Genomic DNA, 25,138 nt, shown 5'->3' with positions numbered 1-25,138 from the left:
ATAATCAGCCGTTTACTAGCTTCTCAATGAAAAACTCTAAATGTCCTGAAGGTTGATTAGGTATAGGCCATTTTACTGCTTTTGTCGCTAATGTTTTAAACGCGACTGCTGCTGGTGAATTAGGGAAAAGATCGACAATTACTTTTTGTTTACGCGTAGATTTACGCATATTTTCATCATATGGAATAGTCGCAACAAGCTCCATAGACACATCTAAAAAGCGGTCTGTTACTTTAGAGAGCTTTGCAAAAAGCTCTTGGCCCTCGCGCATACTGCGCACCATGTTTGCAACAATTTTAAATTTATAAACGCCATGCTCGCGGCTAAGTACTTTAATAAGCGCGTAGGCATCAGTAATAGAGGTCGGCTCGTCGCACACCACCACCATGACATCTTGCGCTGCACGAGAAAAACTCAGTACCATGTCAGAAATACCAGCGGCGGTATCTACAATTAAAATATCAAATTCGGTATTAAGCTCACTAAAGGCACGAATTAGCCCAGCATGCTCAGATGGGGTTAGCTCCACCATACTTTGCGAGCCTGATGTAGCAGGCACGATTTTAATACCGCCTGGGCCTTCAACTAAAATCTCGTCAAGTTCGCACTCGCCAGAAAGGACATGAGATAAGTTTTTTTCAACACGTAGTCCTAGCATTACATCACAATTAGCTAGGCCTAAATCGGCATCTAATACTAATACACGATTACCCTGCTGCCCTAAAGCAATAGCAGTATTTAAAGAGACGTTGGTTTTACCCACTCCTCCTTTACCGCCGGTGACAGCGATAACTTTTACGCCGTTGTTGTTGTTTTGACTCATTTTGCGCAGGCCGCTTGCTTGATCTAATACTGTGTTAATCATACATCCCTACTGTGCTTGGCGCCACTGCTTGGTGCCTTGAATGTTGTGCTTTTGCTCTTTTTAAATACAATTGCTCAGCTTTTTTTACTAGTTTTTCAGCATTTGCAACGCGAATATCTTCTGGTACACGCTGACCATTAGTAAGATACCCTATTGGAAGACGATTTTGAATCGCTATACTAATAATCTCACCTAAACTTAATGATTCATCTAACTTAGTGAAAATACAACCGCTTAGCTGAACCTTTTTAAAATGTCTTACGGTTTCTTGCAGTACATTTATTTGTGCTGTGGCACTTAATACTAAATAACTACGTATATCTACTCGCTGGTTGCGCATTAACGTATTTAATTGCTCTGTAAGGCGTAAATCACGTTGGCTCATACCCGCTGTATCAATTAATACTAGACGCTTATTGCGTAAATGATATAAAACTTCAGCTAATTCATTAGCATCTTTTACTTGTTTAACACCACAACCAATAATACGACCATACGTTGCAAGCTGCTCATACGCACCAATTCTGTATGTATCAGTGGTGATTAGGGCAACTTTGTCGGCGCCATACTTTTGTGCGCCTAATGCGGCAAGTTTAGCTACTGTGGTTGTTTTACCTACACCAGTAGGCCCAACAAGGGCGTACACACCTCCTTGGCGAAGAATTTCGTTATTGGTGGTTTGCATTTGATCTTCAACCATTTGCAATAATGCTTTCCAACCTTGCTGACGCGATACGTCATCTGGAATAAAACACGCCATTTGCTCTGCAACGTCTTTATCTATTCCCATGCCAACTAAACGGTCAATCATGCATGCACGTGTAGGGTCGCGACGTGCCATATCTTGCTGCATTAAACCCGATACTTGGTGTTCTAATAACTGGCGAATTGCGTTCATTTCATCACGCATCGCGCTCATTTGGGCGCTTTCGTTGTTATTAGCTTGACTACGCGGTGCAACCGGCGCATCTAACTCGTCAAAGTCTTGATCTAAGTCATCAAAGCCTAGGCTGTCTGCTTGGGTTTGCATGCGTTTTGGCGCTTCATTTTCGCGTGCAAACATATTTGTCGTACGTGGCTGTGCTGGCTCTTGGTAATGCTCAGACGTATCAATACCTGATTGCGAAAACATAGAGGCTAGCTCAGGAGAGCGAGGGCGTGGCGACTGGCGCTCTAATAAAGCTTGTAAGCTATCTGCTACTTTTGCTTGTGGCTCAGGTTGCGCACGCTTAGGCTCTGGCTTTACAAAGTTATGAGTAGGCTGTTGCACGGCTCTTTGCGGAGCAGGCGCTGCCTGTGGTTGTGCTGCGGCTTTAGGGGCTGCTTTGTCGTAATCTACTGCGGCAACAATTTCTACACCATTAGCGAGTTTTTTGTTCGACATAATAACGGCATCAACACCTAGCTCATCTTTAACTTCTTTCAGTGCGGTGCGCATATCTTTGGCAAAAAAACGTTTAATCTTCATGGTTCAACCCCTGTTAAAATCTTTATTGTTGGCCTACTGAGCTGACAATCTTGATCTGTCTTTCATCTGGTACCTCTTGATAAGACATCACCCTTAAACCCGGTATGGTGTACTTAACAAAACGAGATAACACAGTGCGTAACATTCCTGACGTTAGCAATATTGAAGGTTCTCCGGCCATTTCTTGATTCTGATGCGCTTCGTTTAATGATGTTTGAAGCCGCTCAGCAAGGCTTGGTTCTATTCCGGCACCTTCGTCGCCTGCATTTTGTAATGACTGATGCAACATCTGTTCCAACTCAGGCGCCAAGGTTATGACAGGGATTTCTGATGACATTCCCACAGCGTCTTGAACTATTAAACGGCGCAGCGAAATACGCACTGCAGCTGTTAAAACATCGGCATCTTGGCTACGTGGGCCGTACTCTACAAGGGTTTGAACAATAGAGCGCATATCACGAATAGCCACACCTTCGTTTAATAAATTTTGCAGTACTTTTACAACGGTTGTCAGTGGTAGTACTTCTGGCACTAACCCTTCTACTAAACGCGGATGGCTTTTAGCTAACATATCAAGCAGGTTTTGAACCTCCTCATGCCCAAGCAATAATGCGGCACTGTTAGTTAATAACTGGCTAATGTGGGTGGCTACCACAGTGGCTGAGTCAACCACGGTGTAACCTAGTGATTGTGCTTCGTCTTTTTGATCAGGCTTTATCCATACCGCATCTAAGCCAAATGCAGGGTCTTTGGTTTCAACCCCTTTAATAGGGCCAAATACTTGCCCAGGGTTGATGGCCAGTTCATCGCCATGTTTGAGTTCGCCTTCACCACTTGAAACACCCATCATGGTAATACGGTACGCATTAGGGTCTAACTCTAAGTTATCGCGAATATGTACAGGCGGTACTAAAAAGCCAAGCTCCTGAGATAACTTTTTACGCACCCCTTTAATTCGGTTGAGCAGCTCACCACCTTGAGATTGGTCAACAAGCGGAATAAGCCTGTAGCCAACTTCTAAGCCAATAACGTCAATTTGTTGTACATCGTCCCATCCAAGCTCTTTTTGCTCTTGCTTGTTTGCAACGCCAGTACCGGCAACGGCACCACTTTCAGCCTCTTGGGCTGCTAGAGCAGCGGCTTTTAATTTTTGCTGTTGAGTAAAGTAAGCTAAGTAGCCAAGTAGTGCGCCTAAACTTAAAAAAGCAATATGAGGCATACCCGGAACTAACCCCATAATGATTAAAATACCTGAGGCGATAAATAATGATTTTTCGTTACCTAATTGGGCTTTAAATTGCTCACCCATGTTATGTGATTCGTTTTGGCGAGTAACAACAATAGCAGTACCAATAGAGAGCAGTAATGAAGGAAGCTGCGCCACAAGGCCGTCACCAATGGTAAGTAAAGTATATACTTCCATTGCGCGGCTAAAGCTCAAGTCATGTTGGATCATGCCCACAAATAAGCCGCCAACAATATTAATAATTAATATCACGATACCGGCAATGGCATCGCCTTTTACAAACTTACTCGCCCCATCCATAGAGCCGTAAAAGTCGGCTTCGCGGGTTACTTCACTGCGGCGCTCACGTGCTTGCTCTGCACTAATAAAGCCAGCGTTTAAGTCGGCATCAATCGCCATTTGCTTACCCGGCATAGCGTCTAACGTGAAACGAGCCGATACTTCAGAAATACGCCCAGCACCTTTGGTTATTACTACAAAGTTTATGATGATCAAAATTAAAAACACCACTAAACCTACCGCGTAGTTTCCGCCAATAACCACTGAGCCAAACGCTTCAATTACCTTACCAGCCGCATCGCCCCCGTTGTGACCCTCAAGGAGCACCACGCGTGTACTGGCAACATTTAGGGCTAAACGCATAATTGTAGCGATTAACAATACCGCCGGAAACATACCAAATTCGAGGGGTTTCATGGTGTAAACAGTCACCAGTAAAACAACTAAGGCAAGGGCAATATTAAATGAAAATAATATATCAAGAAGAAATGGCGGCAGCGGTAAAATAACCATACCCAGCGCTGCAAGTACTAGTAGCGGTGTGCCAACACCTTTGGCATACTCTTTTTTATCTTTGTTAAGTTGTTGTAATACCGCTTTAAAATCCATAACTCTACAATTCAATAAATTGACACTAGCCTGAAATTGCAATAACTATTCCAAGTATAGAGCCAGCAATAGATTCATTGAGTATTGATACAAAATTTAAAGCAAGTGAGAGACAAGAGCGAATGGGCTTTATGGTTTGAATTTGCAGCCCCGTGTTGGTATTTAGGCAAGGCGCCTCTTCAAAGTGTGGTTAGCTTACCCTAATCGTATTTAAAATCATCCGGAATAGACAGTTTAGATTTAAGAGGGATGGGGCGCTTTCCGCGGCCTTTTTTAAAGCGTTTAAGCTGAAATACATAGGCTAAAACTTGTGCGACAGCGGTAAATAGCTGATCTGGGATCTGTTGGCCTATTTCGGCGGTATGATAAAGCGCCCGCGTAAGCATAGGAGATTCTACAATCGGTACTTCGTTACCTTTAGCTATTTTACGAATTTGCATAGCCATTTCATCTATCCCTTTGGCAAGTACAATCGGCGCACCTGCTCGCTCAGTATCGTATTTTAGCGCCACAGAATAGTGAGTAGGGTTGGTTACAATTACGTCGGCATCGGGAACATCTTGCATCATTCTTCGCTGCGACATTTGCCTTTGTGTTTGCCTAATGCGCGCTTTAATTTGCGGATCACCCTCTGAGTTTTTGTACTCGTCTTTGATCTCCTGCATGGTCATTTTAAGTTGTTTGTTGTGGTTATAACTCTGATAAGGCGCATCTATTGCGGCAATAATCACCAAAGTGCACGACAATCCTAAAAACATCCACGAGAGTATTTCAAGGGCATGAATTATATTACTAGGTGCGCTTTCAATACTTAAATGCAAAATTTCATCAAAAAAAGTTTGAATCAAAAACACCGCAAAAATAGCCACCAGCGCAAACTTTAATATAGATTTTACAAGCTCTATCGCTGCTTGTGGTCCAAACATGCGTTTAAAGCCCTTCATTGGCGACATTTTACTGGGTTTAGGTGCTGCAGCTTCCCAACTAAAATTAAAGCCGCCGAGTAAGGTATTTCCTATAAATGCTGCAATAACAATAATTAAAACAAACATCGCCATAGGAAACAGCAACGCACTGGCCACCTCACTCCACACCGCAAACATTTTAGTGGTGTCGTAGGTTTCACTGCGATTTAAAGACAGCATCCTGCCCATAATATTGTATAAGCCTTTGCCTATTTCCGGCCCATATAACAGCAACGAAATTGCAGAAAAAATAAGTACGAACATAGTACCTAGTTCTTTTGAGCGTGCTATTTGACCTTTCTTTTTAGCATCTTCGAGCTTTTTGGAGGTGGGTTCTTCTGTTTTTTCTTGTCCTGAATCTTCAGCCATTGCCCCTCCTACACCGTACAGCCAACAAGACTACACATTAGCTCAATCATTTTTAACCACTGAAATTCAAATTGGGTTACAAAATTACCCAAGGTAGCCCAAATAATCATTAAACCGGCAACTAATGTAAACGGAAAACCTATTGAGAAAATGTTTAATTGCGGTGCTGCGCGGGTCATAATACCAAATGAAATATTAATAATGAGCATGGCCGTAAGGGGGGCTAAAGCCAATACCAGTGCAGTGGTAAACATCCAGCTGCCCCACGTTACTATGTCCCAGTAATGATCAACAGCCCACCACTGGCCGTTTATAGGCAACACCGAAAAACTATGCACCACCATTTGAATCATCATTAAATGGCCATTAAAAACAAAAAATAACAAGGTCGCTAAAATTAAGTAAAACTGGCCAACTGCAGGCACGCTCGCACCATTTGAAGGGTCTATAACAGAGGCAAAGCCCAAACCGGTTTGCATTGCCAGTATTTGCCCAGCAAGCACAAAGGTATTTAGCATTAGCGTAGAGGCAAACCCTATCGCAACACCTATCAACATTTGCTGAATAACCACCAGCACCATTTCAAAAGAAAATAAATTAGTAAATGTTGCAGGAGGCAGCGCTGGCACCACTAAAAACGTTACCACTACCGCCAATCCCATTTTAATACGTGTAGGTACGTTTTGTGCGCCTAAGCCCGCCATAATCATGATCATAGAGCTGATGCGAACTAAAGGCAGTAAAAAATCACTTAACCATTGAATAACAACAGAAAAAGGAAATTCCACAATTAGCCTGCAATTTCAGGAATGAGTAACACTAGGCGGGTAAAAAAGTCCATTAGCTCTTGAGTAAGCCAATGCCCACCTACAATAAGTGCCCCAATGGTAATTAATAATCGCGGTAAAAAACTTAGGGTTTGTTCATTAATTGAGGTTGCCGCTTGGAACACCGCCACCACTAAACCAACAAGTAAACCTGGTACCACAATAGCTGATACCAGCTTAATAACTAAAAACAGTGCATCGCTAAGAATATCAACAAAAATTTCTGGTTCCATGTTGTACTCCTAATGTTTAAAAGTGCGAATGTAAAACATGGTTTATGTCCCTAAGCCAAAGCTTTTGGCTAACGTGCCCATTACTAGGCTCCAGCCATCGACCAGTACAAATAACATTATTTTAAAAGGCAAGGACACTATCATGGGCGAGAGCATCATCATACCCATGGCCATTAATACCGAGGCAACCACTAAATCCACAATTAAAAACGGTATAAAAAACATAAACCCAATAATAAACGCGGTTTGTAGTTCACTGGTCACAAATGCAGGTATTAACACAATAAGTGGCGTGGCCTCTGGCGAATCAAGCTGGTCATAACCTGCTATTTTGGCAAACGTTTCTAAGTCTTTTAATCGTACCTGCGAGAGCATAAAGGCCTTCATGGGCTCCTTTGCAAGCTCTAATGCTTGTACCGAAGTAACTTGTTCATTTAAATAGGGTTCTATCGCACGTTCGTTAACTTGCTGATAAATAGGCGCCATAATAAAAATACTTAAAAAAAGCGACATCCCTAATAAAACTTGGTTTGAAGGTGTTGATTGTAAACCAATGGCTTGGCGCAAAATGGCCAGTACAACAATAATACGGGTAAACGAAGTCATCATAATTATGGCGGCAGGAATAAAGCTCAGCGCCGTCATAATTGCCAGTACTTGCAAGGTTACAGAGTAATCTTGCGTCCCGTCGGCATTGGTTGTAATGGTTAGAGCGTCTATGCCCTCTGCACTGCTTGCGGCAGGTACAAATAACACAGCTAAAATAATCAGCAGCCACTTTATCATAGGGTTAATTCTTTTTATTTTGATTCGTTTGCGGGTTTAGTAGTTTGCTAAATCGCTTAGCAAGTTCTGGCAGTTCTTTTTCACTTAACGGCGTGTCTAATTTATGTAAGTAGTTAATACTGTGCGGGGTGACCCCTAATAAATGCTGTGCATTATCTATTTCAACCACCATTAAGCGCTCTCGAGAGCCAAGCGGTAAGCTTCGTACCACTTTAAATTCTTCGCTATTAGCTAAATTTGGGTTAAGTTTTTTAACAAAAAATGCCAGCACTACAATCAGTACTAGCACCGCAACCAACGACAACACCATAGACAAAATGTCGGCCGTAGGTGTTAACGTTTCTGCCTTTGTAAATACTGAGTTTGTTAAAGCAGCAAGGGAGCTCATCGTAATTTTTTGATCCGCTCTACCTGGCTAATAACATCCGTTAAACGAATACCAAATTTATCATTCACTACAACCACTTCGCCATGGGCAATGAGCGTACCATTTACTAATACATCCAGTGGTTCACCGGCTACGCGGTCTAGTTCAACAACAGAGCCTTGGTTTAGCTGCAGTAAGTTACGAATATTTATTTTAGAGCGCCCTACTTCCATAGAAATAGTCACAGGAATATCTAAAATTGTATCGAGTTTACGCTTTTCGTCACCGCTAAGTTCATGTTTAGCATCACTTAGTTCATCAAGCTCTGCTACATGCGCTTCGGCGCTCTCATCACCGCCTTCGGCTTCAGCTAGGGCTGCTGCCCATTCGTCCATTGTGTCTTGATCATCGCTCATACTTTTAACCTTTTAATCAATTACCAGTCTAAGTCTACACCGTCAGAAAGGTGTAAATCATCTTCTAGTTCTGCTAATTCTGCATCTGAATCAATTTTCTTGCCGCCTTTGGTAAATACATGCAGCTCAGATTTAACTGAATCAGGGCGTTTAATTTTTTCACTAATTTGTAGCGCAACGTTATCGCGAGAACGACCCATTTTAGCTCTAAATGTAGGTAACTCCTCAACAAATACCGTAATATGCTCTGGCATTTCTACCGGTATAATATCGCCCGCTTTAAGTTCCATTATTTGTTTAAGAGACAAATCCACCTCAAGAAGTTGAGTCGACATATCCACCTCAACGTCCATAATTTCATCGCGTAAAGCTTTGCTCCAGCGCAAATCGGTGTCTTCTGTATCCGATTGTACACCCGCATCTAATAGCTCTCTAATGGGTTCAAGCATTGAATACGGCAGAGCGATGTGAAAATCGCCGCCACCGCCATCTAATTCAATATGAAAAGAGCTAATAACCACAACCTCAGTAGGGCTCACAATGTTGGCCATTGCTGGGTTTACTTCTGAATCGAGGTATTCAAACGACACGTCCATAACCGGTGCCCATGCTTCTTTGTAATCTTCAAAGATAATTTTTAGTAGCATTTGCACGATTCTACGTTCGGTAGGGGTAAATTCGCGGCCTTCAATTTTGGCATGGTAACGCCCGTCACCACCAAAAAAGTTATCTACCAAAATAAACACTAAACGTGCTTCCATGGTGATAAGGCCAGTGCCTTTTAGCGGTCTAAAACGCACCATATTTAAACTTGTTGGTACAAATAAGGTATGAATGTATTCGCCAAATTTAATCATTTGTACGCCATTAATCGACACCTCTGCGGTGCGGCGCATCATGTTAAATAAGCTTATTCGCATATGACGAGCAAACCGCTCGTTAACAATTTCCAGGGTCGGCATGCGACCACGCACGATCCGATCTTGCGAAGAAAAGTCGTACTGTAATGTACTGCCTTCGCCGTCTTCACCTTCGTGTATATCTTCCTCTTCGACTTCATCAACGCCGTGTAAGAGTGCATCAATTTCGTCTTGGGATAATAAATCGCTCACGCTAGCCCCTTATTGCATCACAAAGCCGGTAAACAATACCCGCTCAATTACTTTAGTGCCTTCAACATCATTCAGCGCAGCTTGCACTTTTTCAAGCGCAGTAAAGCGTAATGTTTCTTTGCCTGCACTGGTGCTGAGCTCATCAGCTGTGGTGGTTGAAAACACGCTTAATAAGGTGCCTTCAATCAGTGGGATGTGCTTTTTAGCGGTTTCTTCATTTACATCGCCACGCACAAGTAATTGCACTTTTATTTGTACAATTCTATCTCTGCTTGACCCAGGTACATTAAACACAAAGGGTCTTGGCATAGCAACATACAAGGCACTGCCCATTTCAGCTGAAGAGCCTGAAGGTGTAGCCGAGTCGCTTTGCGCTGCGGTTGTTGTTTCTTCATCTAATGTTTCAACGGGTGCATCATCGCCCGCCATAAAAAAATAGCCTGCACCACCGCCAACAACAAGCAGTACTGCCACTATGATTATGATCAGCTTTTTTTTGCTTTTACCGGTTTCTTCTATTTCTAAACTTGTTTCTTCGGCCATTGTGATTCCTTTTTTAGCAAAGGTACTTGCTTGTTTTAGTTATTATAATAGCAGTACTTAGGCATAGTAATCTATTGATGATGAAGTTTGTTGTCGAGAACTTTGTGGGTTAGCCCCATCTTGCTCATCATTTTTATCCTGCTGTGTATTTTTATTAGCCGTTTGACCTTGTGATTGCCCTTCGCCTTCATCGCTTTGCTCACTACCAGATTGCCCGTAAGAAATCGTACTTTCACCTAAATCAATTCCCTGCTCGGCTAACATTTCACGTAAGCGCGGCATTGATTGTTCAAGTGCTTCTTTAGCTTGCTGGTTTTGCACTACAAAATTTATTTGTGCTTGTTCAGCATCACTTCTGATACGAATTTGCATGCTGCCCATTTCTGGCGGATCTAAGCGAATTTCAGCTTCTTTATTGCTAATGCTTAGCATTGAAGATACACGCTCTTGAAGCATTTTAGCTGCATCACTTTTAACAATATTAATAGCCTGCATCATACTTGCATCTATATTTACCTGCTTAACCTGCGCGGTGCTGCTTTGTAATTGCTGCGACTGTATAGCTTGGCTCTCTAAAATAGACTGCTCATAACGAGCGTTGTCGTACTGAGTATTTATTTGTGCCTGCGTATTATTAATGCCATCGGTTATCAACGTAAACACCTGAGCTACACGCGATAAACCAGTATTTGTTTTAGGCTCTTTAAGTAAGCTTTCCTGCTCGGCCTTTAGGGCGTTTAACTCTTCTGGATTTACACCGTCTTGCTCAATACTAGAGGGTGCTTCAGCATTAATCATGGCTTTATTTTGCGTTGTATTCGCAGTCATTGCAGCATTACTGGCTTGCTGCGCATTTAAAGCCGCATTTGCAGAGCTCGACACACTTTGCGCTTTGCTCTCACTAAGCTGCGTATCAAGCATAGTTTGTAAGTTGCTTATTGTTTCATTTACTTTTTTGAGCGTATCACCTGTTGGTTGCTCGTTACTCACATAGCTTTTCAATTGGCTAAGTAGCGCCTGCTTTTCATCGCTATTTAGGTTTTTTAACTGAGATTGAACTAGCTCACCGGGCATGCTTGGAGCTTTTTCGTTTTGTACAACAAACTCTGTCAGTAATTGTTTAACGGAGCTAGCACGATCATCACTTTCACTTGGCGTGGTTTCAGCAAAGGAGCTTTTAACGTGCTCGTTTAATTGTGCACGTTGCGCTTCGCTTAATGAGTTGAGTACTTTAGATGTAGTTGATAGCTCTGATTGCGTAGATGAACGAGTCAGTTCTTTGGCTAATTGCTCTATGTCTGCATCGCTTATAGGCAGCGCACTTTCAGCATTCAATACAGTGCCTGACGCTTTTGTATTCTCAGCACCTTTACCTTCATTATTTAAAGAAGGGGCTAAATTTTCTCCAGCGCTTTGCTTAGCTGCTTTAGTTTCAAGCTCAGCGTTTGTAAACGCACTTTTTTTACCGTTGCTATTATTATCATTTAAAAGAGTATCTTCGGCTTTAGTCGTTATGGCATCGGCCTCACCAGTTTCACCTAGTTGCGAAGCTAAAAAGCTGACACTTTTATCACTCTTTTTTGCACTTAAATCACTAAAATCATTATCGCTATTGCCGTGTTTTTTTACACTTACGTCAATCACTTGCGAGGAGTTTATTTGTGCTAAAACGCTATCGCCAGATAATAACGTATCTTGCGTGTCATCACTTAATGAAGCTGTCGGTTTTTTGCTATTGGCTAGCTGCTTATCATCTATTGGCAATAAAGAGCCAGCTTGGCTAGGAGCCTCAGAATTAGAAGGTAATACAAAGGGTTTGTCTGCATCTTGTAGCTGGCTTAAAAAATCATCACCAGATTCGTTACCTGCAGGTAAGTTATTGTCTTTAAATGCTAAAAAAGAGTCTTTTTCAGCTGTTGCCAACATTGAAATATCGTTTATTGCCATAATTCACCTACACAGCACTGCGGCAAGTTGCCACCGCACTTTGCCAAAATTAATTACCACCTACCAATAAAGCAATAAACGCGCCAGAGTTATAAACTTTTACGGCGCTGAAAAAATTGATTAGCAGAAAACTCGTCCAGCATTTTTTGCTCACTCTTTGCCATTAACGCCGCCGCTTTTAGGTTTTGTTTTTCAATTAATTTTGCTACGGCTTTTGCTTTTACCTGCTGCTTTAACCACAAAGCTTTACGCTGTGTTACAACTTGCTTAGCGGTATTTACCGTACTGGCTTGCTGACGAATCGCTTCTTCAATTTTTGCTATAAAGGCATGGTACTGGCCAAAGCCCGCGCTTGATAAACCGGACTTTCCTTTCACATGTAATTGCTGAGAGTATTCTAATCTAAAGTTATTTAACCCTTGCAGCTTTTGTTGGTTAGCTTGTAAATTTTGATTGGCTTGTAAGTAGCTCATGCGCAGATTTTCTTCTTTGTCGTTTTCGAGCTTAAGCAGTAAATCGAGCTTATTTTTTGCCATTATGCTTGTCCTAGTAATTGAGCTAGACCGTGTAAACCATCGTCGTAACTTATTACATCACGCATACCTTGCTGTAAAAACGCATTTACGCGCGGCATCATATTTATAGCTTGATCAAGCATTTGGTCAGCCCCTTTTTGATACGCACCTAAGGTGATCATATCTTTATTTTGCTGATACATTGAATACACTTGTTTTAATACGCGGGCCTGCTGCATATGAGGCTCAGACACCACTTGCGGCATAACACGAGAAATTGATTTTTCGATATCTATCGCGGGGTAATGACCGCTATCGGCTAAGTCACGCGAAAGTACAATATGCCCATCTAAAATAGCACGTGCAGCATCGGCTATTGGGTCTTGCATATCATCGCCCTCACTAAGCACAGTAAAAAACGCAGTGATAGACCCTTGCCCTTCGCCGCCATTACCCGCTCGCTCCACCAGCGCCGGTAATTTAGCAAATACAGAAGGCGGATACCCTTTTGTTGCAGGAGGTTCGCCAACCGCTAGCGCTATTTCGCGTTGCGCCATGGCGTAACGGGTTACTGAATCAAGCAATAACAATACGTTTAATCCTTGATCACGAAAGTACTCAGCAATGGTCACCGCACTTTCACAGCCTTTCAAGCGCATAAGGGGCGATGCATCAGCAGGAGCAGCTACCACAACAGAGCGTTTGCGCCCTTCTACACCGAGTATCTCTTCAATAAACTCTTTTACCTCACGGCCACGCTCACCCACTAGGCCAACCACAATAACATCGGCTTCACTGCCGCGGGTCATCATACCTAAGAGTACTGACTTACCAACACCAGAGCCTGCAAACAAACCCATACGCTGGCCTTGCCCTACAGTAATAACTGAGTTTATAGCCCGTACACCTACATCCATAGGTTGGCTGATTGGTCTTCTAGCGAGGGGGTTTATGGGGTTTTGTGCAAACTTTAAATAGTGTTCGGCGTTAATTTTCCCCAGGCCGTCAAGCGGGCGGCCTAAGCCATCAACAACGCGGCCCAGTAGGCTCATACCAACGGGCAATCCGGTATCATTTACTTGTGGAATAACACGCGCACCGGGTAACACACCGGAAATGTGGTCATTAGGCATTAAGTAAAGGGTTTGCTCACTAAAGCCCACCACCTCAGCATCTACAAACCCTGACATAGTTTCTATTTTGCATTGGCTGCCTACAGGCGCACGTAGCCCTTTCGCCTCAAGGGTTAAACCGACTACTCGGGTTAAAATACCCGCTACAGCAGGTTTAAACGCTGCAATATGGTGTTGGTATTGATTTAAGCGTTCGCTTAGAGGTGCACGTTGAGCTGCCATAACACGCCACAAAAAAGATTAGATACCACTATTATGCAAAAAACTATCCAACGTTTCTTTGACACGGGTTTTTAGGGTCATATCTAAAGACGATTGAGGCGTTTTAACTTCGCAACCGCCGCGCTCGAGTGTGGGTTCTGCAATTAGCTGCCAATTATTATCTGCAATTGTTTGCTCACCATAGCTTTGCTTTACCAGTTCTAGGTCATCTGGGTTTAAATGCACACGAACTTTTTCTTGCTCAGTATTTAATGCATCTATGCTTTTTTTAAGCGTATGTAAAATAACATCGGGCGATGTTTTAATTTCTTGATAGGTTATAGCTTCTGCCAACATAACCGCTAATTGCACTAGGTGCTTTTCTGCCAGTTCGTCCACTTTATCAAGCGGAGCGCTGAGGTTGTCGATTATGCTACGCAAGCTGGTTAACTGCTCTTCTATTAACGGCTTTACGTCTTCTTGGCCTTGTGTTTTACCAAGCTCTACGCCTTCTTTATAGCCTGCTTCTTTGCCCTCACCAACCCCTTTTTCAAAGCCATCTATGTAGCCTTGTTCGTGCCCTTGCTTTAAGCCTTCCTCATAAGCATCTTGCCTAATGCGCTCAAGCTCAGCCATAGTTAACGAAGGCAGTTCAGGCTCTTGCGGCTGAGTGTCTTCTACTGCTTCTTCTTCAACTTCTTTTTTATACAAATCAGAAAGCGGTGTGCCAAAAGCCGTTGAACGATTGCCAAAACTACGCTCATCAGGAGCAACGTCAGGTATTGGCCAGTTTTTTAAAAGCTCATCAGCATCATCTGCATGTAAAGGGCGACCTTTTAATTTAGACATAGCTTACAGGAACTCCTCGCCACCGCCGCCGCCTAGCTGAACTTCACCTGCGTCAGATAGACGCCTTGCTGTTGAAAGCACTTCTTTTTGGGCAGCTTCTACTTCACTTATTCTAACCGGTGCCATTGCCTCTAAATCATCGGCAAGCATTTCGGCAGCACGTTTAGACATATTACCCAAAATTTTATCTTTAAGCGCTTCATCAGTCCCTTTAATGGCTTTCATTAGTACGTCTTGCTGTACTTCACGCAGTATGGCTTGAATACCGCGGTCATCCACATCCAAAAGGTTTTCAAATACAAACATAAGATCTTGAATTTGCTGAGACATTTCTTCATCGTGTTCACGAATAGAGTCCATCAACTGCCCTTCTACATTTGTATCTAGGTAGTTCATGATATCTGCCGCGGCTTTTAAGCCACCCATTTTAGCGGCTTGTGCGCCTGCTTGGCCGGCAAATTGTTTTTCCATAATCTCGTTAAGTTCTTGCAATGCTGCAGGTTGCACTTCTTCAAGATTAGCAATACGCATAGTTAAATCTAGGCGCACTTTTTCAGGAAATTGCGCTAAGATTTCTGCCGATTGCTCAGGCTCTAAATACGATAAAACAATAGTTTGAATTTGCGGGTGCTCATTACGAATAATATTGGCAACTTGCTTTGAGTCCATCCATTTAAGTGAATCTAAGCCTTTAGCGCCCGAGCCCATTACAATTTGGTCGATTAAACTTGCTGCTTTATCTTCACCTAATGCGGCGGTTAGCGCCTTTTTAATAAAGTCTTCTGACTGGAAGCCAATTGTACTAAAGCTTTGTATTTGTTCTATAAATAAATTGTGAACTGCGCTTATTTTAGATTGTGACAAGTCATCTAGCGCAGCCATTGCCATACCCACTTTTTGCACTTGCTTAGGCTCTAAGTGTTTAAGTATTTGCGCTGCGTCTTCTTCAGATAAGCTCAATAAAAGAATTGCAGCTTTATCTACGCCATCTAACTTGTCAACATCAAACGCTGGCGGGAGTTGTTTTTGTTCTTGATCAGTCATCTTCTGTTAACCACGCTTTCACTACTTGTGATGATAGTTCAGGTTCGTTCGCTACAAGTGCTCTTACCGCTTTAAGCAAATCTTCGTCGCCATGTAAATCTGGCAGCTGTAGTGTACCATCGCTTGAGAAGCCTACAGAAGCAGAATCAAAGTCTTTATTTAGCATATCTAGCGTGCTATCGCCAATATCCACCCCAGAGCTTAATGCATCTTCATCGTACTCTTCGAGCGTATCATCTGGGTATATTAAGCGTTTAAGCATAGGCTTAACAACTGCCATAATAAGCACAATAATAACCAGCGCCCCCAATACTAAGCGGACGATTTTCATAAACCAGTCCTGCTCCCACAGCGGTACTTCTAAATCTAAATCAACTGCTTCGCGTACAAATGGCACGGTTACCACCTCTAATGCATCGCCGCGTTGCATATCAAAGCCTACCCCACCTTGTAATAGGCGACGTATATTTGACAAAGCCTCTACCGAGCGCGGCGCCATGGTTGTTTCGCCGTTTTCACCTACTTTTGGCACATAATCAACGGCAACCGAGACGCTAATTCTGCGAATAACCCCTGTTTGTTGGCGCTTATGTGAAATGGTGGTGTCTAGCTCAAAATTACGCGTAGCCTCTTTATGCACTCGACTTGGATTGGTTGCCGTACCCGCATTACCTTGGCCTGCTACTTCTGGAATAGTTGAATTCATAGGGGGCTGATTAGTCAGTGCCCCAGGAATACCTACCGCTAAGCCACCAATGTTGTTCTCTTCAAATGTGGTTTCGCTTCTTACTGCTGGTAAGTCTGGGTTGTAGCGCTTTTGTGTTTCTTCTACTGAGCTAAAGTCCATGTTTAAATCAACTTGCGCCGTGTAGTTACCCAAGCCAACTACAGGAATAAGAATACTGTCTATTTTCTCTAAATACTCTTGCTCACGCTTTCTTTCAATGTCGTACTCTTTACGAGAGCGTGCTGCTAATGAGTCTTGCGAGCCTGAATTAAGTAAGCGGCCGTTTTGATCTGTTACCGTTACACGTGAAGGCTCAAGCCCCTGTACTGCAGAGGCAATCATATCAACCACTGAGTCAATCTCCTCGCCATCAAGCATTCTGCCGCGCTTAAGAGTCAATACCACTGTGGCTGATGGCTTTTTCTCTCTGCGTGCAAATACGTTTTCTTTTGGAATGGCTAATAAAACTTTCGCGCGTGTTACGTTGTTTAATTCTTCTATGGTGCGGGCAAGTTGTTGTTCGCGGCCGTGTTTTAAGCGTTCACGCTCTAATCGTTGGCTAACACCAAAGCCCATATCTTGCATTATGATGTCGGTGCCTGAAGTAGGACCTTGCTCTAGGCCTTCACGGGCCATCAGCAATTTAATGTTTTGATACTCGCTTTCATCAACCGAAATTACGTTGCCGTCTAGTTCGTAGTCAATTTTTTGTGCATCTAAAAAATCAAGGGTTTGGATCAGCTCTTCTGTTGGCATTTTACCCAGCGGACGCATGTCTGGCTGACGTGCCCAAATAATCACAAATATGGCAATAGCTAAACAAATAGCCAGCGCAATAATAAGGGTGACTTGGCGAAGCACATCAACACCATTTAAGGCGCTTAAGTAGCCCGACTTTTGTTCTTGTTGCTCGTTATCTTCGCTTTGGTCAATACCGCCGCCAGCAAGAGCAAGATCTGTTGATTGATTAGATTGCGCCACAATAATTCTCCACTACCTACTTAAACAGGCATGTTCATAATTTCTTGGTATGACTCAACAAGTTTATTTCTTACTTGTACTGTAGCCTCAAATGCCACTGACGATTTTTGTGAGGCAATCATTGCCTCAGCAAGCGATACACTTCTATCACCCATTTCAACAGCCACTACTTTTTGTTTGGCATCTTGTTGTAAGCCATTAACCGTGTTTAATGCATCACTTAGTAAGTCACCAAATTGAGCAGACGATGTTGGCTGAGCTTTAGTAGGTAGCTTATTAATTTGATTTGTATGGCCTGCTTCTAAAGCCATTGATTGCATTTCTTGAAATAGCGCGCTGTTTTGAATTTTCATAATTTTCTCTGGCAAATGCAGTTAACGTTCATAAAGGGAATAAAGCACAAAGTGTGCCATAAAAATAAACCTTTAATTACATAAGGTTAACTATTATTTTTGAGAGTCAGAGATTTGACAACCCTAAACTAACCGTGGTTAGTTTAGGGTTATATAGAAGAAAGGGGTAAAGTTATGCGGGCAGCGAAATACCTAAATCACGCATTTGCGCTAGTTTATAACGTAAAGTACGCGGGCTGATCCCAAGTGTTTGTGCAACATCTTTACGTTTGCCTTGGCAGCGCGCTAGGGTTTCTAATATTATTTTATGCTCTTTATCTTTTAGCTCATCTTTATAGCTGCCAGTATCAACGCTAGGCAGTGAGCCACTCGCCTCTGCAGGCGTTATTTTGTCATCATAATACGCGCCACTGGGAGTGTTCGCTTGTTCAGGCGCTATCTCCTGTGTAGGCGTACTGTTAATTGGCGCTTGCATTAAGTTTTCAATAAAAATGGCCTGTTCGCCAATTACATTGCCCGTTCGCAAAATAAGCGCACGTTGAATCACATTATCAAGCTCGCGTACATTACCAGGCCATGCATGGCTTAGTAATTTTTGCTCAGCGGCACTATCAAGCGTTGCTAACGGCTCTTTACTTTTAACTAAATGGCGCTCTATTAAATGCTTAGCCAATACTATTATATCGCCTGGGCGCTCACAGAGCGGTCGCCACATTAGGGGAAATACATTTAAGCGATAATATAAGTCTTCTCTAAATTGATTATCTGCAACGGCTTCTTTTAGGTCGCGGTTACTGGTTGCGAGTACTCTTACATCGAGTGAAATTGTTTTACGGGCACCTAAACGCTCAACTTCACGCTCTTGCAATACCCGTAATAGCTTAGCTTGCAGCCCTAAGTCCATTTCGGTTATTTCATCAAGTAATATGGTGCCGCCTTGGGCTTGTTCAAATTTACCTGGGCATGCTTGTATTGCACCGGTAAACGCGCCTTTTTCGTAGCCAAATAAAGTGGCTTCAAGCATGTTTTCGGGAATAGCCGCACAGTTTATTGCCACAAAAGGCGCATCGCATCGGTTTGATTTATCGTGAATGTATCGCGCTAACACTTCTTTACCAGAGCCACTAGGGCCTAGCACCATAACACTTGCATCTGAGCGCGCCACTTTGCTCGCCAGTTCTAAAAGCGCAATACTGCTAGGGTCGGCAACAATTGGGCCGTCAGTGTCTTTTGGCTTTTCGGGTAAATACCGACTAACCATATTTAAAAGCACCTCAGGGGCAAATGGTTTAGCCATATAATCAATTGCGCCTAAGCGCATTGCCTCTACTGCATCATCAATCGTTGCATAGGCAGTCATCATTAATACGGGGAGATCTGGGTAGTTAAGCTTAATGCTTCTAAGTAAATCTAGGCCGCTCATCGCGCCCATTTGCACGTCGCTGACCACTAATGAAAACTCAGATTTTTTTAATTGGATCATGGCTTGCTCAGCACTATCGGCTTCAACACAGGCAATACCCGACATTTCTAACGTGTCTATGAGTGCTTCTCTTAAACCTGCATCATCTTCAACCACTAGTATTGTATTACTCATGCTGTTTTCTCCTGCGTTGAGGCCGTGCATATGGGCAGCAATAAACTAAAACATGCACCACCATTGGCATTATTAACCACTTCAACACGTCCTTGATGCGCATTAGCCACAGAGCTTACAACAGCAAGCCCAAGCCCTGTACCTTGGCTTTTTGTGGTATAAAACGGTTCAAAAATTTTCTCTATTTGGCTCAACTCTACACCAGGGCCGTTATCGCATACGCTAATACGCACGGTATCGGGTTCGCTGCTATCGCGCTGCGCTTTTAATGTCACCTGGGCTTGGCTGCCAATAATTTGAATACTATTATGAATAAGGTTTTGAATAGCACTGGCCAGCGCGGTTTTATTACCGGTAATTTCTATGTCTGGCTCTGGTAGCTCGACAACAAGTGAGCTGTTATTTAAGGCTACCATTGCATCGGCACCTAGTTTTACCTCGTTTAAAAGCTGCTGCATAGAAACCTGTTCAACCACTTGTTGCTCGCCGCTTTTGGCAAAAAGCAGCATATCGTTAACTTGGGTTTCTAAATCTTTTAATCGCGACATTAATTTAGTTTGAAAGTTATCGCGTGATGACTCTGGTAGCTTTTTAGAACCCAAATTGGCCGCGTATAACATAGCCGCCGAGAGCGGTGTACGCACTTGGTGCGCAAGCGATGCCACCATTTTACCAAGCGCACTCAAACGCTGCATATGGGCTACGCGCTTTTGCAAACGGCGCGTTTCTGTTAAATCTGTCATTAATATTAATTGCCCAGGCTCTGGCGCTAGCGCAGTAATATCAAGCTTTATAAGTCGCCCATCTTTGAGCGACACTTCGTGCCCATCATCTTGGTGGGGACGAAAAGAGCGTTGAATAATGTTAAACCACTTCTCTCCTTCGAGCGGCTCGCCTAACATATCAATCGCTATTTGATTGGCTTTTGCAATAAGCCCTTTGCCATCAAGCACTACAACACCCGCAGGCATGGTATCAACTAAGTGCGACAGCCAACTTGCCTGCTGTCTTAAATCACTTAATTCACCAATGTACTCTTCTTGAAGTAAACATGGGTTATACTGTTTTGCAGTAATAAACTGTGGTTTAAGTACACTCGCAAGGGCCATAATCAAATCTCTTAATGATGTAGATATAGGGCTAAATGCACAATTTATACCAATATTATTTTATATATTTTTCATTTAGTTACCTTACAATATCGCGTAACAAAAAAATGACGCACACTAAAAGGAATAATAATGAGTGAGCAAAATAAATGCCGTTGTGCATGGCTCGACGCCACAAAGCCTGATTATGTGAAATACCATGATGAAGAATGGGGAGTCCCCCTTTATGACGACACGAAATTATTTGAGTTTATTACCCTCGAGTCGGCGCAAGCGGGCTTAAGTTGGTACACCATTTTAAAAAAGCGCGCAGGCTATAAAAAAGCATTTGCTAATTTTAATGTGCAAAAAGTGGCTAACTTTACAGCCGATGATATAGAACGGCTAATGCAAGATGAGAGCATAGTGCGTAACCGCTTAAAAATTGCTGCCACCGTTAATAATGCTCAGCGGTTTATTGAGATTCAAAAAGAATTTGGCAGCTTTAGTAATTACCAATGGCAATTTGTGGGCAATAAACCAATTATTAGTGATTTAAATAGTGTTGAAGACACCCCTGCAATTACCGAGGAGTCAAAAGCGTTTGCAAAGGATTTAAAAAAACGAGGTTTTAAATTTTTGGGCCCTACAACGGTATACGCACATATGCAGGCCTGTGGCATGGTTAACGATCATAGTAATGATTGTTTTAGAAGAGCCGAGATTATTAAAAATTATTAGCTGTAAGCTGTAAGCTGTATGATCTGACCCCGATTGATCTGACCCCGATAAAGTAGACACGGGTTTTTAATTCATTGATTCATATTGTATGGGGCTAACATTTCCAATCGTCCCATGCATTCGCACTGAGTTGTAGTAATTCTCAATATAAAAACGACTTTGTATTGTCATTTCGCTACGACTCAGTTCATTTAGATTACTCATCCATTCTTTTTTGTACTGAGCAAAAAAACTTTCTGAACAGGCATTATCCCAGCAGTTCCCCTTTCTCGACATGCTAATCGTTACACCTCGCTTGTTCAACCACGATATAGTCTCTTTAGCTCGATACTGGCTCCCTTGATCTGAATGAAACAGTAAACGTTGCCCGTTCGGCTTGCGCACATTCCAAGCCTTCTTTAGTGTTTTAATCACTAAAACCGCATTATTAATTCGACTTGTTGCCCAGCCCACAACTTTGCGTGAGTATAAATCTAAAATGACACATAAGTACTGCCAGCCTTCTTTACAGCGCACCTGAGTTATATCCGATACCCATACACTATTAGGCTCTTCAACATCAAATTGACGAGCAAGTAGATTCTCTGTCGTTATAAAACCCTGCTTTTTATTACCACTGGTGTAGCGACGCTTACCTGATTTAGAGCGATAACCTACGCTTTGTAATAAACGCTGCACTCGGCCTTTACTGCAATCATATCCGTCGGCTATGGCGGCTTGCCACAATTTTCTGTAACCAGGTATGCAGTGCTCTTCATTACTTCTTTTTATTAAAAACTGAAGTAAAAAATCATTTTTTCTTTCAACTGGATTCGACGACTGTTTCAACCATTTGTAATACCCAGCCTTAGAAACAGATAATAACTTACATAACTTGCTTACTGTTTTCTTCACCGTCGTGGTCTTATGAATATATTGAAACCTTATTCTTTTAGACTGTCGAAGTAGGCCCTCGCCTTTTTTAGTACGTCGTTCTCCAACTGTACGTCCTCAAGCTGCTTTTCAAGGTTACGAACTTGACGTTCAAGGTCTTTATATGACTTTTCTGGACCATGGTTTTTAAGTGGCTTAGGCTCTTTTCTTGAGGTCATTTTACTTCTCTAACTTGACAACATATCGGGATGAATACCGTATTTCTTAGCGGTCATTTTAACGGTACCGTGTGAGTCTAATGACTCCTGCACCACTTTTCTTTTAAATTCCTCTGTATGTTTACGAAACGCTTTTACTTTCATGAGAACTGACTCCTAAATAGGTGTCTACTTTTATGGAGTCAGATCAGTAAGCAAGAAATTAAAAGAGCCAAACTCGGTAATTTGTAGTGGTTCGGCACTTGCTAAATTTGGCTAATCTCGCGATAGATTGTACTTTTTCATTTTTTCAACAAGCGTTGTACGCCTTACACCTAATATTTCTGCGGCGCGCGCAACAACGTAATCAAAACGCTCTAACGCTTGGGTAATTAAGCTTATTTCAAGCTCTGCTAAATAATCTTTAAGCTCTATACCTTCTTCGGGTAATACGCCAGATCCCGGTTGGCTGAATTCAGGCTCAGGTTCATTATCATAATCGCTAAAGCCTGAGCTAAAAATATCGTTAAAGGCATCTTTTTCAAGTAGCTCTTCAGGGTATTCTGGCTCGTATGCGTCTACCTCGATGTAGCGATATTTATTGGGTAAATCGGGTACATCCACTACTTTTTCAGGGAACATAATCACCATGCGCTCCACTAAATTAGCAAGCTCTCGGATATTACCAGGCCAAGCATGTTCTTTGAGGCTCTCAACCGCGCGCTCTGTAAATTTAGCCGACGTACCACTTTGCTCATTAACACGGCGCATTAGCTCTTTAAGTAATAAAGGTATGTCGTCAGCACGTTCATTAAGTGACGGGTTTTCAATAGGAAACACGTTTAAACGGTAATATAAATCTTCCCTAAAGCTGCCCTTTTCAATCATTTCCTCAAGGTTGCGATGAGTAGCGGCGATAACCCGTACATCTGCTTGAATCGCTTTTGTGCCACCTACACGCTCGTAGCTGCGCTCTTGCAATACACGCAATAACTTTACTTGCATTTGTAGCGGCATATCGCCAATTTCATCTAAAAACAGCGTACCGCCTTGCGCTAATTCAAACCGCCCTTTACGTGCAGAAATAGCGCCGGTAAATGCCCCTTTTTCGTGACCGAATAGTTCGCTTTCTAGCAACTCTCCAGGTATGGCACCACAGTTTACTGGTACAAATGGCCCCGTATTGCGTTTAGATAATAAATGGACGTTACGCGCAACCACCTCTTTACCTGTACCCGACTCACCTAAAATAAGCACGTTTGCATCGGTTTTAGCCACCTGCTCAATTAAAAAGCGTACGTTTTTAACAGCATCGGTTTCGCCAACTAAACCATCAAATGTTTTGTGTGGTTTATGCTGCTTGTGGCTACCAGGCAACATACGTTGGTACTGTTGGCAGTCGTGTAATAACTGTGTGGTTACTTCGTGATTAAACGGCTCACAAATTAAGCCCACTACATTAGCAATACTTAATAAGGGCTTGAGTGTTTCACCAATCAGTAAAAAAGGCAGGGTTGGAAAACGCTTAATTAAGCTTTCATGATCTAAGCTTTGCAATGCACCTAAAATAACAATGCATTCTTGTTGTTGATACTTACTAGATACTTGTTCAAAATCACTTTCGTCAAGCAACTGCACAGCTTCCCCAATAAAGGTAAGTGATGCATGTAATCCTATTGCACGGTTATTATTATTATCTAAAATCAAGATCATAGTTAGCGAGCCATAATTTCACTAATTCATTTTATTAGCTAAATTGTAAGCGAGATCTGAATGGATGCAAGTAATAGCGGCGGTTTTTTGACATAAACGCCAAAAAATAGACGGATTAGTAAAATCAATCATACTTAAGAATTAATCATTAAGTATCAGTTTATATAAACCCAATATAAAAGCTTACTAAAATTTTAAAGGACAAATTACCCATTATACAAAATATATAAGCTATTATTTACTTAAGTTGAAAGCAGCAGTGCCGATAACTATACGATAGTAAAACGTTTGGCATTAATATTGCTTTGTTTTGATATTAGTTTTACATAATTTTAGTAGTTAAATTTTAGGATTTTCCCATGGCACATGTCTCACTGAAAAAATACAGTCAAGTTCGTGCAAGTAACATTGCAGAAATGGCGCCGTATGAACAAATAAACCTTATTTTTAGTAATATTATTGGTCGCTTAGCCGCTACTAAGGGTTTTATTGAACGCAAAGAAATAGAAAAAAAAGGCGAAAACCTCTCAGCATGCATTTTATTATTAGGTGCACTGCAAGATGCGCTTAACTTAGAAGTAGAACAAGATCCTAGTATTTCTGATAATTTATTGGCACTTTATGACTACTGCCAAAGGCGCCTTGTGCAAGCAAATGTAGATAATGACATTGAGATTATTTCTGAGGTAGCTGGCATTATTAAAGAAATAAAAGAAGGCTGGGATAGTATTCCTGTCGATCAGCGTATTCCTGCGGTATAAACTAATGGCTTTAGAGCAAATAGGCAAAGCTGAGTACATCAATCAATTACTCAGCCAAATTGAAGTATTAGTGCAAAGCAACAAAGCTGATGACGCCACGCCAATTATGGATACTTTAAATAGTGAGCTTAAGCGCTGGTGCGAAAGCGATAACCCGCCTAACGCCGAGCAGCTTATGGCAGTTCAAACCACCATAAACAACATTAGTAAACAAGCAAATGCTGTAAAAAATGAATCATCTAAAGCCATAATTAAGCAAAAAAAAACAGGTAAAGCTATCTCTGCCTACAAATCAGTTTAACTAAGTATCGCACAGCGCTATTTAAACTTAAT

At 42.2% G+C, this 25,138-nt stretch carries 24 protein-coding genes and 1 pseudogene; 3 read left to right on the top strand and 22 right to left on the bottom strand.

Translation table 11 applies throughout. From position 1 onward, the window contains the following. Positions 1 to 4: 4 nt before the first annotated feature. From MSC25_RS05560 to MSC25_RS05465, 20 genes are all read right to left on the bottom strand, one after another. Complete coding sequence (locus tag MSC25_RS05560; protein ID WP_054983003.1) at positions 5 to 865, bottom strand: MinD/ParA family protein; 861 nt, start codon at positions 863 to 865, stop codon at positions 5 to 7. Further along, entirely contained in the window at positions 858 to 2,333 is a 1,476-nt protein-coding gene (gene flhF, locus MSC25_RS05555; RefSeq protein ID WP_096739259.1) for a flagellar biosynthesis protein FlhF, read from the bottom strand. Before flhF ends, MSC25_RS05560 begins: the two co-directional genes overlap by 8 nt. Positions 2,334 to 2,355: 22 nt before the next feature. Further along, a complete protein-coding gene (gene flhA / locus MSC25_RS05550) occupies positions 2,356 to 4,467 on the bottom strand; it encodes a flagellar biosynthesis protein FlhA (protein ID WP_024032312.1) in 2,112 nt (703 codons plus the stop codon). Between the two features lie 200 nt (positions 4,468 to 4,667). Further along, a complete protein-coding gene (gene flhB / locus MSC25_RS05545) occupies positions 4,668 to 5,801 on the bottom strand; it encodes a flagellar biosynthesis protein FlhB (RefSeq protein WP_248442837.1) in 1,134 nt (377 codons plus the stop codon). Positions 5,802 to 5,809: 8 nt separating this feature from the next. Then, the gene (gene fliR / locus MSC25_RS05540) at positions 5,810 to 6,589 is read right to left on the bottom strand and encodes a flagellar biosynthetic protein FliR (RefSeq protein ID WP_004588302.1); all 780 of its coding nucleotides are present in this window, start codon (positions 6,587 to 6,589) and stop codon (positions 5,810 to 5,812) included. 2 nt (positions 6,590 to 6,591) lie between these two features. After that, positions 6,592 to 6,861: a flagellar biosynthesis protein FliQ gene (fliQ, locus tag MSC25_RS05535; protein ID WP_004588301.1), complete on the bottom strand. Its 270-nt coding sequence runs from the start codon at positions 6,859 to 6,861 to the stop codon at positions 6,592 to 6,594. 42 nt (positions 6,862 to 6,903) lie between these two features. Then, positions 6,904 to 7,647: a flagellar type III secretion system pore protein FliP gene (fliP, locus tag MSC25_RS05530; protein WP_024032315.1), complete on the bottom strand. Its 744-nt coding sequence runs from the start codon at positions 7,645 to 7,647 to the stop codon at positions 6,904 to 6,906. A 4-nt stretch (positions 7,648 to 7,651) separates the two neighbouring features. Next, the gene (gene fliO, locus MSC25_RS05525) at positions 7,652 to 8,035 is read right to left on the bottom strand and encodes a flagellar biosynthetic protein FliO (RefSeq protein WP_004588299.1); all 384 of its coding nucleotides are present in this window, start codon (positions 8,033 to 8,035) and stop codon (positions 7,652 to 7,654) included. Beyond that, entirely contained in the window at positions 8,032 to 8,430 is a 399-nt protein-coding gene (fliN, locus tag MSC25_RS05520) for a flagellar motor switch protein FliN (RefSeq protein ID WP_004588298.1), read from the bottom strand. Before fliN ends, fliO begins: the two co-directional genes overlap by 4 nt. Before the next feature lie 20 nt (positions 8,431 to 8,450). Next, entirely contained in the window at positions 8,451 to 9,542 is a 1,092-nt protein-coding gene (gene fliM, locus MSC25_RS05515; RefSeq protein ID WP_004588297.1) for a flagellar motor switch protein FliM, read from the bottom strand. Between the two features lie 9 nt (positions 9,543 to 9,551). Next, positions 9,552 to 10,085, bottom strand: a complete 534-nt coding sequence (fliL, locus tag MSC25_RS05510; RefSeq protein WP_004588296.1) for a flagellar basal body-associated protein FliL — start codon at positions 10,083 to 10,085, stop codon at positions 9,552 to 9,554. Positions 10,086 to 10,142: 57 nt separating this feature from the next. Further along, complete coding sequence (locus MSC25_RS05505; protein ID WP_248442836.1) at positions 10,143 to 12,032, bottom strand: flagellar hook-length control protein FliK; 1,890 nt, start codon at positions 12,030 to 12,032, stop codon at positions 10,143 to 10,145. 89 nt (positions 12,033 to 12,121) lie between these two features. Next, entirely contained in the window at positions 12,122 to 12,568 is a 447-nt protein-coding gene (gene fliJ, locus MSC25_RS05500) for a flagellar export protein FliJ (protein ID WP_004588294.1), read from the bottom strand. Beyond that, the gene (fliI, locus tag MSC25_RS05495) at positions 12,568 to 13,902 is read right to left on the bottom strand and encodes a flagellar protein export ATPase FliI (protein WP_096041360.1); all 1,335 of its coding nucleotides are present in this window, start codon (positions 13,900 to 13,902) and stop codon (positions 12,568 to 12,570) included. The genes fliJ and fliI overlap by 1 nt, the downstream gene beginning before the upstream one ends. Positions 13,903 to 13,920: 18 nt before the next feature. Beyond that, a complete protein-coding gene (gene fliH, locus MSC25_RS05490) occupies positions 13,921 to 14,730 on the bottom strand; it encodes a flagellar assembly protein FliH (RefSeq protein WP_096041359.1) in 810 nt (269 codons plus the stop codon). Between the two features lie 3 nt (positions 14,731 to 14,733). Beyond that, entirely contained in the window at positions 14,734 to 15,774 is a 1,041-nt protein-coding gene (fliG, locus tag MSC25_RS05485; protein WP_096041358.1) for a flagellar motor switch protein FliG, read from the bottom strand. Continuing rightward, entirely contained in the window at positions 15,767 to 17,482 is a 1,716-nt protein-coding gene (gene fliF, locus MSC25_RS05480; protein ID WP_004588290.1) for a flagellar basal-body MS-ring/collar protein FliF, read from the bottom strand. The genes fliG and fliF overlap by 8 nt, the downstream gene beginning before the upstream one ends. A 20-nt stretch (positions 17,483 to 17,502) precedes the next feature. Next, the gene (fliE, locus tag MSC25_RS05475; RefSeq protein WP_248442835.1) at positions 17,503 to 17,835 is read right to left on the bottom strand and encodes a flagellar hook-basal body complex protein FliE; all 333 of its coding nucleotides are present in this window, start codon (positions 17,833 to 17,835) and stop codon (positions 17,503 to 17,505) included. A gap of 172 nt (positions 17,836 to 18,007) precedes the next feature. Then, positions 18,008 to 19,432 carry a sigma-54 dependent transcriptional regulator gene (locus MSC25_RS05470; RefSeq protein ID WP_248442834.1) on the bottom strand — a complete coding sequence of 475 codons (1,425 nt, stop codon included), beginning with the start codon at positions 19,430 to 19,432 and terminating at the stop codon, positions 18,008 to 18,010. After that, entirely contained in the window at positions 19,429 to 20,541 is a 1,113-nt protein-coding gene (locus MSC25_RS05465) for an ATP-binding protein (RefSeq protein WP_024032324.1), read from the bottom strand. Before MSC25_RS05465 ends, MSC25_RS05470 begins: the two co-directional genes overlap by 4 nt. A 132-nt stretch (positions 20,542 to 20,673) precedes the next feature. On the opposite strand from MSC25_RS05465, the gene MSC25_RS05460 reads away from it, so the two are divergent. Then, positions 20,674 to 21,261 (top strand): DNA-3-methyladenine glycosylase I, encoded by a 588-nt coding sequence (locus MSC25_RS05460; protein ID WP_248442833.1) that lies wholly within the window; start codon positions 20,674 to 20,676, stop codon positions 21,259 to 21,261. A gap of 66 nt (positions 21,262 to 21,327) precedes the next feature. Here the strand turns inward: MSC25_RS05460 and MSC25_RS05455 are convergent. Both MSC25_RS05455 and MSC25_RS05450 read right to left on the bottom strand, forming a co-directional pair. Beyond that, positions 21,328 to 22,496, bottom strand: a pseudogene (locus tag MSC25_RS05455) (IS3 family transposase). Positions 22,497 to 22,607: 111 nt separating this feature from the next. Then, entirely contained in the window at positions 22,608 to 24,044 is a 1,437-nt protein-coding gene (locus tag MSC25_RS05450) for a sigma-54 dependent transcriptional regulator (protein WP_096739252.1), read from the bottom strand. Between the two features lie 359 nt (positions 24,045 to 24,403). Between MSC25_RS05450 and fliS the strand changes: the two genes are divergently transcribed. Next, positions 24,404 to 24,805, top strand: a complete 402-nt coding sequence (gene fliS, locus MSC25_RS05445) for a flagellar export chaperone FliS (RefSeq protein ID WP_096739251.1) — start codon at positions 24,404 to 24,406, stop codon at positions 24,803 to 24,805. Between the two features lie 4 nt (positions 24,806 to 24,809). Then, positions 24,810 to 25,106, top strand: a complete 297-nt coding sequence (locus MSC25_RS05440; RefSeq protein WP_096739250.1) for a hypothetical protein — start codon at positions 24,810 to 24,812, stop codon at positions 25,104 to 25,106. Positions 25,107 to 25,138 lie beyond the last annotated feature (32 nt).

It is taken from the genome of Pseudoalteromonas sp. 1CM17D, assembly GCF_023161805.1.
Taxonomy (GTDB): Bacteria; Pseudomonadota; Gammaproteobacteria; order Enterobacterales; family Alteromonadaceae; genus Pseudoalteromonas; species Pseudoalteromonas atlantica.
The sequence above is the reverse complement of the archived record's forward strand: the minus strand, read 5'-3'. Positions and strand labels throughout refer to the sequence as shown.

Bases quoted from the DNA above. Each gene is read 5' to 3' on its own strand.
- MSC25_RS05560 (WP_054983003.1), bottom strand. From the start codon at position 865: ATGATTAACACAGTATTAGATCAAGCAAGCGGCCTGCGCAAAATGAGT.
- flhF (WP_096739259.1), bottom strand. From the start codon at position 2,333: ATGAAGATTAAACGTTTTTTTGCCAAAGATATGCGCACCGCACTGAAA.
- flhA (WP_024032312.1), bottom strand. From the start codon at position 4,467: ATGGATTTTAAAGCGGTATTACAACAACTTAACAAAGATAAAAAAGAG.
- flhB (WP_248442837.1), bottom strand. From the start codon at position 5,801: ATGGCTGAAGATTCAGGACAAGAAAAAACAGAAGAACCCACCTCCAAA.
- fliQ (WP_004588301.1), bottom strand. From the start codon at position 6,861: ATGGAACCAGAAATTTTTGTTGATATTCTTAGCGATGCACTGTTTTTA.
- fliP (WP_024032315.1), bottom strand. From the start codon at position 7,647: ATGATAAAGTGGCTGCTGATTATTTTAGCTGTGTTATTTGTACCTGCC.
- fliO (WP_004588299.1), bottom strand. From the start codon at position 8,035: ATGAGCTCCCTTGCTGCTTTAACAAACTCAGTATTTACAAAGGCAGAA.
- fliN (WP_004588298.1), bottom strand. From the start codon at position 8,430: ATGAGCGATGATCAAGACACAATGGACGAATGGGCAGCAGCCCTAGCT.
- fliL (WP_004588296.1), bottom strand. From the start codon at position 10,085: ATGGCCGAAGAAACAAGTTTAGAAATAGAAGAAACCGGTAAAAGCAAA.
- MSC25_RS05505 (WP_248442836.1), bottom strand. From the start codon at position 12,032: ATGGCAATAAACGATATTTCAATGTTGGCAACAGCTGAAAAAGACTCT.
- fliJ (WP_004588294.1), bottom strand. From the start codon at position 12,568: ATGGCAAAAAATAAGCTCGATTTACTGCTTAAGCTCGAAAACGACAAA.
- fliI (WP_096041360.1), bottom strand. From the start codon at position 13,902: ATGGCAGCTCAACGTGCACCTCTAAGCGAACGCTTAAATCAATACCAA.
- fliH (WP_096041359.1), bottom strand. From the start codon at position 14,730: ATGTCTAAATTAAAAGGTCGCCCTTTACATGCAGATGATGCTGATGAG.
- fliG (WP_096041358.1), bottom strand. From the start codon at position 15,774: ATGACTGATCAAGAACAAAAACAACTCCCGCCAGCGTTTGATGTTGAC.
- fliE (WP_248442835.1), bottom strand. From the start codon at position 17,835: ATGAAAATTCAAAACAGCGCGCTATTTCAAGAAATGCAATCAATGGCT.
- MSC25_RS05470 (WP_248442834.1), bottom strand. From the start codon at position 19,432: ATGAGTAATACAATACTAGTGGTTGAAGATGATGCAGGTTTAAGAGAA.
- MSC25_RS05465 (WP_024032324.1), bottom strand. From the start codon at position 20,541: ATGGCCCTTGCGAGTGTACTTAAACCACAGTTTATTACTGCAAAACAG.
- MSC25_RS05460 (WP_248442833.1), top strand. From the start codon at position 20,674: ATGAGTGAGCAAAATAAATGCCGTTGTGCATGGCTCGACGCCACAAAG.
- MSC25_RS05450 (WP_096739252.1), bottom strand. From the start codon at position 24,044: ATGATCTTGATTTTAGATAATAATAATAACCGTGCAATAGGATTACAT.
- fliS (WP_096739251.1), top strand. From the start codon at position 24,404: ATGGCACATGTCTCACTGAAAAAATACAGTCAAGTTCGTGCAAGTAAC.
- MSC25_RS05440 (WP_096739250.1), top strand. From the start codon at position 24,810: ATGGCTTTAGAGCAAATAGGCAAAGCTGAGTACATCAATCAATTACTC.